The organism is Ochrovirga pacifica (assembly GCF_000220525.1).
Classification (GTDB): Bacteria; Bacteroidota; Bacteroidia; order Flavobacteriales; family Flavobacteriaceae; genus Ochrovirga; species Ochrovirga pacifica.
Genome location: NZ_AFPK01000070.1, coordinates 48,173 through 62,140, shown reverse-complemented (window position 1 = coordinate 62,140; position 13,968 = coordinate 48,173). Strand labels below are relative to the sequence as shown.

Annotated in this window: 12 protein-coding genes and 5 tRNA genes; 15 read left to right on the top strand and 2 right to left on the bottom strand. The window is 37.0% G+C overall.

Annotation, left to right across the window (positions count from 1 at the left end; all coding sequences use genetic code 11):
• Positions 1–10 precede the first annotated feature (10 nt).
• Positions 11–781 (bottom strand): C40 family peptidase, encoded by a 771-nt coding sequence (locus tag FS85_RS0113545; protein WP_010136894.1) that lies wholly within the window; start codon positions 779–781, stop codon positions 11–13.
• A 16-nt stretch (positions 782–797) separates the two neighbouring features.
• Positions 798–1,976, bottom strand: a complete 1,179-nt coding sequence (locus FS85_RS0113540; protein WP_010136893.1) for a thiolase family protein — start codon at positions 1,974–1,976, stop codon at positions 798–800.
• Positions 1,977–2,046: 70 nt separating this feature from the next.
• Between FS85_RS0113540 and FS85_RS0113535 the strand changes: the two genes are divergently transcribed.
• The 15 genes from FS85_RS0113535 to FS85_RS0113465 all read left to right on the top strand — a co-directional run bounded on the left by FS85_RS0113535 (position 2,047) and on the right by FS85_RS0113465 (position 13,945).
• The gene (locus tag FS85_RS0113535) at positions 2,047–4,110 is read left to right on the top strand and encodes an HD family phosphohydrolase (protein WP_010136892.1); all 2,064 of its coding nucleotides are present in this window, start codon (positions 2,047–2,049) and stop codon (positions 4,108–4,110) included.
• An 80-nt stretch (positions 4,111–4,190) separates the two neighbouring features.
• Positions 4,191–4,273: transfer RNA gene (locus tag FS85_RS0113530), tRNA-Ser, on the top strand.
• A 19-nt stretch (positions 4,274–4,292) separates the two neighbouring features.
• Positions 4,293–4,367 (top strand) — tRNA-Pro (locus FS85_RS0113525).
• 7 nt (positions 4,368–4,374) lie between these two features.
• Positions 4,375–4,448, top strand: a tRNA-Arg gene (locus FS85_RS0113520).
• 139 nt (positions 4,449–4,587) lie between these two features.
• Entirely contained in the window at positions 4,588–5,646 is a 1,059-nt protein-coding gene (locus FS85_RS0113515) for an anhydro-N-acetylmuramic acid kinase (protein WP_010136891.1), read from the top strand.
• Positions 5,647–5,782: 136 nt separating this feature from the next.
• Positions 5,783–7,246 carry a sodium/proton antiporter NhaB gene (gene nhaB / locus FS85_RS0113510; RefSeq protein WP_010136890.1) on the top strand — a complete coding sequence of 488 codons (1,464 nt, stop codon included), beginning with the start codon at positions 5,783–5,785 and terminating at the stop codon, positions 7,244–7,246.
• 111 nt (positions 7,247–7,357) lie between these two features.
• Positions 7,358–8,038 carry a MotA/TolQ/ExbB proton channel family protein gene (locus FS85_RS0113505; protein WP_010136889.1) on the top strand — a complete coding sequence of 227 codons (681 nt, stop codon included), beginning with the start codon at positions 7,358–7,360 and terminating at the stop codon, positions 8,036–8,038.
• Positions 8,039–8,041: 3 nt separating this feature from the next.
• Complete coding sequence (locus FS85_RS0113500) at positions 8,042–8,431, top strand: ExbD/TolR family protein (protein WP_010136888.1); 390 nt, start codon at positions 8,042–8,044, stop codon at positions 8,429–8,431.
• 3 nt (positions 8,432–8,434) lie between these two features.
• Positions 8,435–9,280: a hypothetical protein gene (locus FS85_RS0113495; protein WP_010136887.1), complete on the top strand. Its 846-nt coding sequence runs from the start codon at positions 8,435–8,437 to the stop codon at positions 9,278–9,280.
• A complete protein-coding gene (locus tag FS85_RS0113490; RefSeq protein ID WP_010136886.1) occupies positions 9,281–10,534 on the top strand; it encodes a bifunctional folylpolyglutamate synthase/dihydrofolate synthase in 1,254 nt (417 codons plus the stop codon). It begins immediately after the preceding gene.
• A gap of 34 nt (positions 10,535–10,568) precedes the next feature.
• Positions 10,569–11,594: an NAD-dependent epimerase gene (locus FS85_RS0113485; RefSeq protein ID WP_010136885.1), complete on the top strand. Its 1,026-nt coding sequence runs from the start codon at positions 10,569–10,571 to the stop codon at positions 11,592–11,594.
• A 9-nt stretch (positions 11,595–11,603) separates the two neighbouring features.
• Positions 11,604–12,632, top strand: coding sequence for a mannose-1-phosphate guanylyltransferase (locus tag FS85_RS0113480; RefSeq protein ID WP_010136884.1), 1,029 nt, complete (start codon positions 11,604–11,606; stop codon positions 12,630–12,632).
• Positions 12,633–12,689: 57 nt separating this feature from the next.
• A tRNA-Val gene (locus tag FS85_RS0113475) sits at positions 12,690–12,767 on the top strand.
• Between the two features lie 16 nt (positions 12,768–12,783).
• Positions 12,784–12,858, top strand: a tRNA-Val gene (locus FS85_RS0113470).
• A 118-nt stretch (positions 12,859–12,976) separates the two neighbouring features.
• Entirely contained in the window at positions 12,977–13,945 is a 969-nt protein-coding gene (locus FS85_RS0113465; RefSeq protein WP_029489493.1) for a Gfo/Idh/MocA family oxidoreductase, read from the top strand.
• Positions 13,946–13,968 lie beyond the last annotated feature (23 nt).

Sequence of the window (13,968 nt, the reverse complement as noted above, 5' to 3'; positions counted from 1 at the left end):
TAATTTTCAATTATACAATCTTCTTAATAACACGTAACTTATGTGTATGTCTTTTGCTGTCTATATTGTAAATGCCTAGATGATCCAATCGATCAATACGTACTTTCCCATGAGCATGTATAATGTGGTTTTCAGCCATCATGATTCCTACATGTACAATGGTTCCTTCCTCGTTGTCAAAAAAAGCCAAATCACCAGGTTCGCTTTCTTCAATAAAACTGAGGACTTCTCCTTGTTTTGCTTGATCTTTAGCATCTCTTTGTAGAGAGTATCCGTTAAGTTTATATACCAATTGTGTCAAGCCTGAACAATCAATCCCTAAAGGAGTTTTTCCTCCCCATAAATAAGGAGTGTTGATGAATTGCAATGCGGTTGCTACAATATTTTCTTTGCCTAGTTTGCCATGGCAGGTTTCTCCTTCTAGATGAAAGACCTCTTCTCCGACACGGAAATGTTGTTGTTGGTAATCAGGTAGTTGTGAGCCAATGAGTACATGAGTCAGTAAGTGTTGCTCGTTTTCGGCAAAGTTGATCAAGTCCTTAGATAGAACAATAGGTTGTTGTTCGTATTGATGGTAAGTGTCTTCGGCAATAGAAAGGTACTGCTTGTTGTCTATCCAGCCTTCGTATTGATCGAAGGCAAGTCGAATTTTACTCCACTTTTTTCGAATTTCTAAGACTTTAAAGTGTTCTCCTAACAATAGTTGGGAAACCATTTCAGAACTGTCAGTGGGTTCTAGTCTCAAGGGGACAACACTTAAGTTGCAAATACCGTAATTCATGTAAGTTTGTACTAAACTAAGTAATATTTTTAATAATCAAAGCGGTAGCACCTCCACCACCATTACAAATAGCTGCAAGTCCATAGGAGGCTTGCTGCTGTTTTAAAATGTGAATCAAAGAAACAACAATTCTAGCACCTGAGCAACCTAGCGGGTGTCCAATTGAGACAGCACCACCATGAATATTGATTTTTTCTAAAGGGATTCCTAACAATTGTGCGTTGGCTAAGCCTACTACAGAGAAAGCTTCGTTGAGTTCAAAAAAATCAATAGCGCTAATCGGGAGCTGGGCTTTGCGTAATACTGCATGAGTAGCATGAGTTGGAGAGGTTGTAAAGTGTTCGGGGCTTTGGGAAGTGTCTTCATAAGCAATAATTTCAACCAAAGGGCTAAGTCCTAAAGATTGAGCTTTAGTAGCACTCATCAATAACAAGCAGGCAGCTCCGTCGTTCAAGGTCGATGCATTGGCAGCTGTTACTGTGCCATTTTTAGAAAATGCAGGTCGGAGTTGAGGGAATTTTTCAGGGCGAAAATGTTGGTATTCTTCGTCTTCAGAAACCAAAAGCTCTTTGCCTTTAATGTGTGTAGCTACAGGGGTGATTTCATCATCAAATTTACCTGTAGAAGCTGCAGTTCTTGCTTTTTCGTAAGAATGGATGGCAAAGGCATCTTGTGTTTCACGGCTAATTCCGTACTGCTGGGCACACAAATCCCCACAAACACCCATGTGTTTGTGGTCGTAAACATTGGTAAGTCCGTCTAGTAGCAATCCGTCAACAAGAGATTGATTACCAAATTTTAATCCTTTTCTTAAATGGCTATAGTGAGGAACCTGAGACATGTTTTCCATGCCTCCAGCCAATACAATATCACGGTCTCCTGTAGCAATAGCTTGTGCAGCAAGACTTATGGCTTTTAATCCTGATGCACAAACTTTGTTAATGGTGGTGCAGGGAATAGAATCGTTTAAGCCTGCAAATTTTGCTGCTTGTTTGGCAGGGGCTTGCCCTAATCCAGCTTGTAATACATTACCAAGGTAGATTTCTTCTATAGCATTGGAAGAAAGCTGTGTGTCTGTTAAAATACGTTGTATACAAGTGCTGGCCAATCGTGGAGCTGGAATACTAGCTAAGCTTCCTAAAAAAGAACCAATAGGGGTTCTTTTTGCGGCAACAATAACGGTTTTTTGAAGCATGGTTTCGGTGTTTGAAACCTTAATTTACAAAATTTAATTGTTTATTTTTGGGTAAATCCAATTTCATTCAATGAAAAGAATTATCAATCGCATCTACCAGAATCAATCGGATATTTACAAAGTAGTTTTGTTCATCGCAGTGGTGTTTTCCATTGTTTATTTTTTTCCAAAAGGAGGAAAGTTTAAATATGAGTTCCAAAAAGGAAAACCTTGGCAATACGAAAATTTACTGGCTCCTTTTGATTTTGCCATTCAGAAAACAGAAGAGGAAATCCATCAAGAAAAAAAAGAAATTCAAGAAAATGCAACAATTTATTTTGAATACCAAGAAAAGATAGTCAATGCGGTTCAGGAAAAATTTTCCAATCAGTACGATATGGCTTTGGTGCAAAAAGGTTTTGAGTTGAATGTAGAAAACAGAATTTACAAAAACACAGCTCAGGAATTGATTTCTGAAATTTATAATTTGGGTTTTGTAGACACTTCAGAAAAAGAGTTGTTTTCGTTCGAAAGACGGGTGTTGCTAAGAAAAGGGCAAGAGGTAACAGAAATAAAGTATGGCCGATTGATTACAGCCAATGAAATTTTACCATTCATTAAACAAAATTTACAAGATCAAATACCATATGCCTACAAAAGTATTATTACCAATCGGTTAACAGAGGTTTTGGTACCCAATGTTTTTTACGATCAAAAATATACAGAAAAAGATTTGCAAGAGGCATTAAATACAATTTCGTATACCAAAGGAAAAGTTAGTGCAAAAGAACTGATTATTGCTAGAGGAGATATTGTAGAGGGAAAAAAACTATCGGTACTGCAATCACTTAAAAAAGAATACACGTCACAAGTGTGGAGTAAAAAGAATTATATGTGGATTCTTACAGGCTACATCATCTTGGTTTCTTTGGCTATGGGAATGTTGATGTTGTTTTTGTATTTGGATAGAAAAGTGATTTACGAAAATAATACGCATGTAACTTTCATCTTTCTAAATGTATTGTTAATGGTTTGCTTAGAGACATTTATTATCAAACATTTGTCAGATTATTTGTACGTAGTGCCCGTATGTATTTTACCCATCGTTTTAAAAGCTTTTTTTGATTCTAGAGTAGCTTTATTTTCTTATTTGTTGATGGTGTTAATGCTAGGTTTTGTGGTGCCTAGTAGTTTTGAGTACATTTATTTGCAAACCATTGCTGGTTTTGTAACCATATTAACAGTGTCGGATATTCATAAAAGAGGAAATCTTTTTATATCGGTCATTAAAATAACCTTGGTTTACATGGTAACATATTTGGCATTTTTTATCATTCACGAAGGAAGTATAGACCAGATAAGAAGTAGGTATTTTGGATTGTTTGCACTCAACGGAGTACTGTCTTTTTTGTCGGTATTTTTAATTTGGTTGTACGAAAAACTATTTGGCTTAACTTCAGATATTACTTTGTTAGAATTGTCCAATACTAATAGTGTCTTGTTAAGAGAGTTGAATGAAAAAGCTCCAGGAACTTTTCAACACTCTATGCAAGTGGCCAACTTAGCCGAAGCAGCTGCCAATGAAATCAATGCCAATGTTATGCTAACAAGAACAGGGGCTTTGTATCATGATATAGGAAAAATGGTAGATCCTTTTTACTTTACCGAAAATCAGTCTACCAGTGTCAATCCGCATAATGAATTGCCACCAAAAGAAAGTGCTTCTATTATTATAGGGCATGTGTTGGAGGGAATCGAATTGGCTAAAAAGCACCGACTTCCAGACCGTATCATCGATTTTATTAGAACGCATCACGGAACGAGTTTGGTATATTACTTTTATAAAAAAGAACAAGAACTCAATCCAGATCTTCAAATCAATCCAGATGATTTCAGATATCCAGGGCCAATCCCTTTTTCTAAAGAAACCTGTATTTTGATGATGTGTGATGCAGCCGAAGCAGCTTCCAAAAGTTTGTCAGAACCTAATGCGACTGCTATCGATCAATTAGTAGATAAAATTATAGAAAAACAAAAATCAGAAGGGCAGTTTTTAAACGCAAATATCACATTACGAGAGATTGAGCGAGTGAAAAAAGTCATTCAAAAAAAACTAAAAAATATCTATCATTTACGAATTGAATATCCAGAATAAAAAAATAAAAAAAAAGGTTGTGAAAACTTTAAGAATCTTATATATTTGCACTCGCTAAACGAAGTGCGGTAAGTACTTTTGGAGAGGTGGCAGAGTGGTAATGCAGCAGCCTGCTAAGCTGTCATCGTTTTTCGATGCCCGGGTTCGAATCCCGGTCTCTCCGCACAATAAGATAACCATTTCGGGGTGTAGCGTAGCCCGGTTATCGCGCCGCGTTTGGGACGCGGAGGTCGCAGGTTCGAATCCTGCCACCCCGACACAAAAGGTCGCGTAGCTCAGCTGGATAGAGCATCTGCCTTCTAAGCAGACGGTCACAGGTTCGAATCCTGTCGCGATCACATAAAGCCTTAACTCTTGAAGTTGAGGCTTTTTTGTTGCTTTAAACTTTACTTTTGGTCATGATTTCAAATAGCACCTGTAAATCACTAGAATTTATATATATTCATTACTATAAATTAACGAATAACAACAGGCAGCATGCAAGCAAATTATAGTATAGGATTGATGTCAGGAACTTCTTTGGATGGAGTAGATTTGGTATACGTTTCTTTTTTAGAAAACAATCGATTTCAAATTTTGGAAGCTGAAACGTTTTCATACAGTACAGAATGGTTGTCTAGATTAAAAAAATGTGCTGAACTACCCAAAGCAGATCCTTTATTGCAAAAGTGGGATATAGCTTTGGGTCAAGAATATGGGAGGATGGTGGCAGACTTTATCAAATCTTATGGAATTAAAAAAGTGTCGTTGGTGGCATCACACGGGCATACAGTGCATCATCAACCAGAAAAAGGATATACGCTTCAGATAGGGGCTGGCCAAGAAATATATCAACAAGTTAAAATTCCTGTAGTGTACGATTTTAGAACACAAGATGTTGTGTTAGGAGGGCAAGGAGCTCCCTTGGTACCTATTGGGGATGAGTTGCTATTTTCGGAATATGACTATTGTTTAAACTTAGGAGGCTTTTCTAATATTTCGTATCGTCAACATGGGAAAAGAGTGGCTTTTGATTGCTGTCCTGTAAATACGGTGCTAAACAAGTATGCCAATAAATTGGGAATGTCTTATGATGATAAAGGAGAAGTGGCAAAATCGGGAAGTGTAGATGTAGAGCTGTTAGAGAAATTAAACAGTTTGGAGTATTATCAACAAAAAGCTCCAAAATCTTTGGGAATAGAGTTTGTGAATGCACAGGTGATTCCATTAATAGAAAAAAGAGAGCTAGAGGTAAAGGATGTGCTAAGGACATTTACTGAACATATAGCAGTGCAGTTGGCTAGTGTAGTTCATCAAGGTGCTGTTTTGGTTACGGGTGGCGGAGCATACCATCAGTTTTTAATGGAATTGCTTAGGGCTAAAAGAATAGAGGTTTGTTGGGTGTTGCCAGATAAGAAGTTGATTGATTACAAAGAAGCATTGATTTTTGCTTTGTTGGGGAAATTAAGATACGAGCAAAAAGTAAATTGTCTAAAGAGTGTAACAGGGGCTTTCAAAGATCATTCTTCAGGAAAAATAGCAGGGTTGTTCAACTAAGATGCCAAAAAATAGAGAGAGAGGCTTTCTTAACAAAATACAAGTATTTTGTTTGATTCCTAAAAATTAACACAATGCTCATGTAGGATGTGTGGATTTATTTTATTTTAGCTTCCAAATTTTAAAAAATAATACAATGAAATATTTCTTAGGATCTAGTCCAATGTGGTTCAAGTGGGTCATGATTTTCTTTTTGTTAATAAACATTCCTATTTCTATATATTTTCCGCACCAGGGTGCATGGTTGTTTATAGCGGAGTTTATCTTTACCTTGGCTATGGCACTAAAATGTTATCCTTTGCAATCTGGAGGTTTATTAGCTATTGAAATTTTAGCGTTGGGTTTAACAACTCCTCACAAGGCATATGAAGAGGTAGATCACAACTTAGAAGTGATTTTGTTGTTGGTGTTTATGGTAGCGGGAATCTATTTTATGAAGCCTTTGTTAATGTTTATCTTCAGTAAAATCTTCACCAAAATAAAATCAAAAGTAGTGTTGTCTTTGTTGTTTGTTTTTATGGCTGCGGTATTGTCTGCTTTCTTAGATGCATTAACAGTAACAGCAGTATTGATTAGTGTAGCGGTTGGATTTTACGGAATTTACCATAAAATACACTCTGGTTTGGAGGATTATAATGGTGATGGAATTTTAGACAAGGACGAGTTAAGTGGGGAGACCTTAGAGCAATTCAGAAGCTTTTTAAGAAGTTTAATAATGCACGGAGTGGTAGGTACTGCTTTGGGTGGAGTGTGTACGTTGGTGGGAGAGCCTCAAAACTTATTAATTGGAGAGCGATTAGGCTGGCATTTTGTGGAGTTCTTCGTAAAAATGGCACCGATAACGATGCCGGTGTTGGTTTGTGGGTTGTTAACCACAGTAGTATTAGAGTTAACAGGTGCTTTTGGTTTTGGAGCAAAATTACCAAAAGTAGTCAATCAGATTTTACAAGGGTATGCACAAGAAGAGGATGCTAAAAGAACAGACAAAGAAAAATATGCGTTAAAAGTACAAGGATTGGCTGCTATTTTGTTAATAGCAGGATTGGCTTTACATATTGCTCCTGTAGGGTTTATTGGACTGGCCTTGATCATTTTCCAAACAGCTTTTATCGGGATTACAGAAGAGCATCATTTAGGACATGCTTTTGAAGAAGCTTTACCGTTTACAGGATTATTGGTGGTGTTTTTTGTAGTAGTAGCCATGATTCACGATCAGCATTTGTTCTCGCCAATTATTCATTGGGCTTTGGAGCAAGATCCATCTGCACAGCCAGGGTTGTTTTACATAGCAAACGGAGTATTGTCTGCAATTAGTGACAACGTGTTTGTAGCAACAGTATATATAGGAGAAGTACAGCAAGCTTTTAAAGCTGGAACGATAGATAGAGAGCATTTTGAGCACTTAGCGGTTGCAATCAATACAGGAACTAACTTACCAAGTGTAGCAACACCCAATGGTCAAGCAGCATTTTTATTTTTGCTGACTTCTGCATTGGCTCCACTAATCAACTTGTCTTACGGAACAATGGTAAAAATGGCTTTGCCTTACACAATTGTTTTAGGAGGAGTAGGGTATATAATGGTCCGTATGATTTTGTAAATAAAAGCATACAAAAAAGAATAAAAAGGAACCTTATGATTAGTCCTTTTTTGTTGTAAAAGATGCAATAATTAATTGTATTTTCGTTTTGTAAATAAACGGGGTTCTATTATGGAAGAAAATCAAGTAGAAGCAATGGCTTCAGAGGCAACGCAAGAAAAGACATTATCCATCATGCAGCTTATTTTAGATGGAGGTGTAGGGGGACAAATTATTATGGGGATTTTGTTTGTTTTGTTAATTGTGGCTTTTTACATCTACATCGAACGTTTTTTGGCCATCAAATCGGCTAGTAAAATAGACAAAGATTTTATGAATCAGATCAAAGAGCAAATCAGTATGGGGAATATTGATGGAGCCAAGTCGCTGAGCCAAAAAAATGATGCTCCCGTAGCAAATTTAATTGAAAAAGGAGTGTCTAGAATAGGAAAACCTTTAGAGGATATCAATACAGCAATCGAGAACGCAGGAAAGCTAGAAGTATATAAGTTAGAAAAAAATATTAGTGTGTTGGCTACCATTTCTGGAGCTGCTCCTATGATTGGTTTTTTAGGAACAGTTATCGGAATGATTGTTTCTATCCACGAAATTGCCAATTCAGGTGGGCAAATAGATATAAAAATGTTGTCTGATGGATTGTATACGGCTATGACCACAACCGTTGGAGGATTGATTGTGGGGATTTTATCGTATGTGGCTTACAATCATTTGGTAGTAAAAACAGACAAAGTAGTGTATCAAATGGAGGCTAAAAGTGTAGAGTTTCTGGATTTGTTAAACGAACCGATGTAAGACATGATAAAAGGAAGGAACAAAATAAGTGCTGAATTTAGCATGTCGTCTATGACAGACATTGTGTTTTTGTTGTTGATTTTTTTTATGTTGACTTCTACTTTGGTAACCGTTAACGCTATAGATGTTTTGTTGCCTAAAGCAGGTGGAAAAACGGAAAACAAAGGGGTGATTTCTGTTTCAGTAACCAGCGATGGAAATTTTTATGTAGATACAGAAAAAGTAGAATTCAATCAGCTAGAAAATACCTTGTTGCAAAGATTAACTTCCGAAAAAGAAGGAACGTTGGTGATTCGAGGAGATCAAGAGTCGGCATATAAAAACATCATGCAGGTAATTGACATTGCCAACAGGAACAAAATCAAAATGATTTTAGCAGTCAAAGGAAATTAAGAAATGTTAGAAACACCGTACCAAAAAAAATCAGCAGCGTATACCATTGTTTTTACAACATTGGTGATTTTTTTGTTGTTTTTTTCAGGACTTAGATACCAAGATCCTCCGGAAGAATACGGTGTTGCAATCAATTTTGGAACTTCGGATGTAGGTTCGGGAACTCCCAAAGTGAACAAAACCATTCAATCTGCACCAAAAAATACGCAAAAAGCAGCACCAGAGCCGATACCCTCAGAACCCAAACCTGCTACTCAAGAAAAAGTGTTGACACAAAACACAGAACAAGCTCCTGTTGTAGAAGAAAAAAAACAAGAGGAAAAAAAAGAAATTGTAAAAAAAGTAGAGAAAAAAACAACCGAAAAAGCACAGCCTGAGGAAAAAGAAGTACCGAAACCTAAAAAGCCAACACCCAATAAAGAAGCACAAAATGCACTAAACAACCTGTTTGGCAATCCTTCTCAGGGAGAGGAAGCCCAAGGAGAGGGAGACGATGCACAGTCAGGAGCTAAAGGCAGCCAGCAAGGAGATCCTAATAGCAACAAGTACTACGGAAACGATGGTTTTGGAGGCGATGGAAACTATTTGTTAAAGGGAAGGAGAGCTTTGTCTAAGCCAGTAAGAAAGCCAAGCTGTAATGAAGAAGGAACAGTGGTGGTTAGGATAGAGGTAGACAATAATGGAAAAGTAATCAAGGCAACTCCGGGAATAAAAGGAACAACCAACAATAGTCCGTGTTTGTTAGAGCCTGCTAAAAAAGCGGCCTTGGCAACAAAGTGGAATCCTGATGGAAACGCTCCTCAAAAACAAGTAGGCTTTATTCGTTATAAATTTGTCTTGTCAGAGTAAATGAAGTATCAAGAAACTTTAGATTGGTTGTTTCGTCAACTGCCGATGTACCAACGTCAAGGAGCGAGTGCGTACAAAAAAGATTTGTCTAACACTTGGTTGTTAATGGAGTATTTAAAGCATCCGGAACAGCACATTCAAGCAGTTCATGTTGCAGGAACCAATGGAAAGGGGTCTACTAGCCATATGATAGCCTCCGTATTGCAGGAGCAAGGGTACAAAGTAGGCTTATATACATCTCCACATTTGATAGATTTCAGAGAGCGCATCAAGATCAATGGTTTGGAAATTTCAGAAGCGTACATAGTTGATTTTGTTCAAAAGCATCAAAGTTTTTTTGAACAAAATTCTCTGTCTTTTTTTGAAATGACTGTAGGATTGGCCTTTGAGTATTTTAGAGAAGCTAAGGTTCAGTTTGTGGTTTTAGAAACAGGTTTAGGAGGAAGGTTAGATTCTACCAATGTGTTGCATCCTTTGGTGTCGGTCATTACCAACATTGGTTTAGATCACGTTCAATTTTTAGGAACTACCTTACCAGAGATTGCTGCAGAAAAAGCAGGAATTATCAAAACAGAACGTCCTGTAGTAATTGGGGAGTATCATTCGGAGACTTTTCCTGTGTTTCAATCCATTGCAACAAAGAAAAAAGCAACATTGTACAAGGCTTTTGAATTGTCAAAAATAGCTTGGGATTGTGATTTAAAAGGAGTGTACCAACAAAAAAATCTAAAAACTGCAGTGCAAACCTGTAGAGTTTTACAAGAACTAGGGATTAAGATTTCAGAAAAAGCTCTAGAAAACGGTTTAAAGAACACGATAAAAAACACAGGTTTGTTAGGTCGATACCAGCAGATACAAGCTGCTCCAAAAATAATATGCGATACAGGACACAATAAAGAGGGTATTGCTTTGGTAGTTGAGCAATTGCTTAAAGAAGACTATCAGGAATTGCATATAGTGTTTGGGGTGGTAGAGGATAAAGACTTAGAGGGTGTGTTGCCTTTGTTGCCTAAAAAGGCAAACTACTACTTTGTAAAACCCGCAATACAACGTGGAATGTCTGAGCTATTGCTAAAATCCAAAGCGAATGAGTTAGGGTTGATGGGAGAAAGTTATCCGACAGTAGCAGCAGGAGTAGAACAAGCTTTACTAATGGCTAAAGATAAAGATTTGGTCTATATTGGGGGGAGTACCTTTGTTGTTGCAGATTATTTAACAAAACTTAAAATTGAAATAAAGCCTAGCATGGATTAAAATAATATATTTGTCAACTAAAATAGGTTAACAAATGAAGATTTTAGTTACAGGAGCTGCAGGGTTTATTGGATACCATTTGTCAGAATTACTGTTAAGCAGAGATCACCAGGTGGTGGGAATTGACAATATCAATGATTATTACGATGTAAATTTAAAGTATGCTCGTTTAAATCAACTAGGGGTTGACAAGGAGACAGCTGCCGTTTTTGGACAGGAAACAACTTCACAATCAAAAAACTTCAAATTTATCCGAATCAACTTAGAGGATAGAGAAGCCATCAATCAATTGTTTCAACAAGAGCAATTTCAAGTAGTCTGCAATTTAGCAGCACAAGCGGGAGTGAGGTATAGTATTGAAAATCCACATGCTTATGTAGATAGCAATATTGTAGGGTATGTAAATCTATTAGAAGCCTGTAGGCATACAAAGGTAGAACACTTGGTTTATGCAAGTAGTTCTAGTGTGTATGGGTTAAATTCTAAGATTCCATTTTCTACCAAAGACACGGTAGACACGCCTATTAGTTTATACGCTGCTTCTAAAAAAAGCAATGAATTGATGGCACATACGTATTCACACTTGTTTGGTTTTGCAACTACAGGTTTGCGTTTCTTTACAGTTTATGGGCCTTGGGGAAGACCAGATATGGCAGCGTATTTATTTGCAGAAGGCATTAGAAAAGAAGAACCTATAAAAGTATTCAATCATGGAAAAATGGAGCGCGACTTTACCTATGTAGGAGACATAGTTCAGGGGGTGATGAGAATTATAGAAGGGGAGGTAGCAACTAGAAAAGAGAAAAATGAATTGTACAAAGTGTACAATATAGGAAACAACAATTCAGTAAAACTAAGCGATTACATAGAGAACATCGAAAAAAATCTGGGAAAAAAAGCACAGAAAAATATGATGGATATGCAACCAGGAGATGTGGCCAAAACATGGGCAGATGTAACGGAATTGATAGAGGATTATGGGTATAGTCCTAACACGACTGTAGAAGAAGGGGTGAAAAAATTCATCGATTGGTACAAAATATATAATAATTTAAAATAATCAATATTTATGGGAAAGATTGTAAATGTAGTGCTTAGTGGAGGTGTAGGTTCTAGATTGTGGCCTATTTCAAGAAAAACAGATCCTAAACAATTTTTAAAAATTTTTGAAGGAAAAGAAAGATCTTTGTTTCAGTACACAGTATTAAGAAACGAGGCTTTGGTAGATGATTTTATGTTGGTTACTAACAAAACACAGTTGGTAATGGCCGAAGCTCAAGCCAAAGATTTGGGATTCTCGATTGATAAAAAAATTGTAGAACCTGTAGGAAGAAATACAGCACCAGCAATCGCTTTGGCTGCTTTGGCATTAGACCCAGAAGATATCATGTTCATTACGCCATCAGATCATATGATTGGGGATATGAAAGAATATAAATTGGCGGTGCAAAATACCATCAGATTGGCAAAAGAAGGGAATATTGTAACCTTTGGAATACAACCGTTAAAACCTGAAACAGGCTATGGATACATCGAGTACGATGGAGAGGATGTAAAAGGATTTAGAGAAAAACCAAACAAAGATTTGGCAATTCGTTACATTCGTTCAGGGAATTTTTGCTGGAACTCAGGAATGTTTTGTTTCAAAGCTTCGGTGTTTTTAAACGAATTAAAAACATACCAACCTGAAATGTATGAAGCTTGTGTAGCAGCTTACAGCAATTGTGAAGACGGAGCGATTAAAAAAGAGGACATGGAAAAAATTCCAGAAGACAGTATTGATTTTGCGGTTTTAGAAAAGTCTAAAATCTTAAAAATGGTAAAGTCTCATTTTATTTGGTCGGATTTAGGTTCTTTTGACTCACTGATTTCTTATGCCAAAGATTTTGGAGATGATGATCTGTTTCATATGGTTAAAGGGGAAAATGTAGTGAATTCTTATGCATTAGCTTCAAAACCTGTATTTGCAACTAGAGGAATAGATCACGTAGTTGTTATTGAAGCAGATGATTGTATTTTGTTGATATCCAAAGATAAAAGTGAAGAAGTTAAACAGATACGAGAATACGCTGGAAAGTACGATAAAAATTTATTGTAATTTTTTTTAAAAAACGGGTGTAGATATCAAATTAAGTGTTATATTTGCACCCGCTAAGGGCAATTAGCTCAGTTGGTTCAGAGCACCTCGTTTACACCGAGGGGGTCGGGGGTTCGAATCCCTCATTGCCCACCAAAAATAAAACCCGTAAGGGCGATTAGCTCAGTTGGTTCAGAGCACCTCGTTTACACCGAGGGGGTCGGGGGTTCGAATCCCTCATCGCCCACTAAAATTAAAAACCTGTCATATGACAGGTTTTTTTATTTCTGATTGCTTCATTTTGTCAGTATGATTTTTCTATATTTGACCTGTATAACTTTTCAGTTGTCGAATACATGAAGGACATTAAGAATTTTGCGTTGATAGGGGCTGCGGGCTATATAGCTCCAAGGCATTTAAAAGCAATCAAAGAAACAGGCAACTTGTTGTTGGCAGCCTTAGATAAAAATGACAGTGTGGGAATCATGGATTCTTACTTTCCTGAGGCTTCTTTTTTTGTAGAGTTTGAAAGATTTGACAGGCATATTGAAAAGTTAAAGCGTGAAAAAGGAATTAAGCTAGATTACGTAAGCATTTGTACACCCAACTACTTGCACGATGCTCATATTCGTATGGCTTTGCGATCAGGGGCTCATGCAATTTGTGAAAAACCTTTGGTGCTGAATCCTTGGAATATAGATGCCTTACAAGCCATTGAAAAGGAAACAGGTAAAAAAATTTACACCATTCTTCAACTACGACATCATCAAGCTATTTTAGATTTAAAAGAAAAAGTAGCACAAGCTCCTAAAGGAAAAGTGTTTGATGTAGACTTGACTTATTTAACTTCTAGAGGAAAGTGGTACTATGCTTCATGGAAAGGAGAAAAAACAAAGTCAGGAGGAATTGCTTCCAACATCGGAGTGCATTTTTTTGATATGTTATCTTGGGTGTTTGGGGAGTTAAAAGAGAACTTGGTGTTTGAGCACACACACGACCGAGCGTGTGGTTACTTTTTGTTTGAAAAAGCCAAGGTAAAATGGTTTTTGTCCATTAATTACGATTTAATTCCAGAAGAAATTAAAGCCAAGGAGCAAAGAACATATCGCTCTATTACGGTGGACGGTGAGGAAATTGAGTTTAGTGGAGGTTTTACGGAATTGCATACCGAAAGTTACAAAGCAATACTTGAAGGAAAAGGTTTTGGATTAAATGATGCGCGAAATTCCATCCAGATGGTACATGAAATTCGAAATGCGGAGTTTTCTGAACCAAAAGAGGAAAAAGTACACGCGTTATTTTACAAGTCTAAAAGCAAACATCCGTTTACGTAAAAACAAAATTAGTTTAACATAGG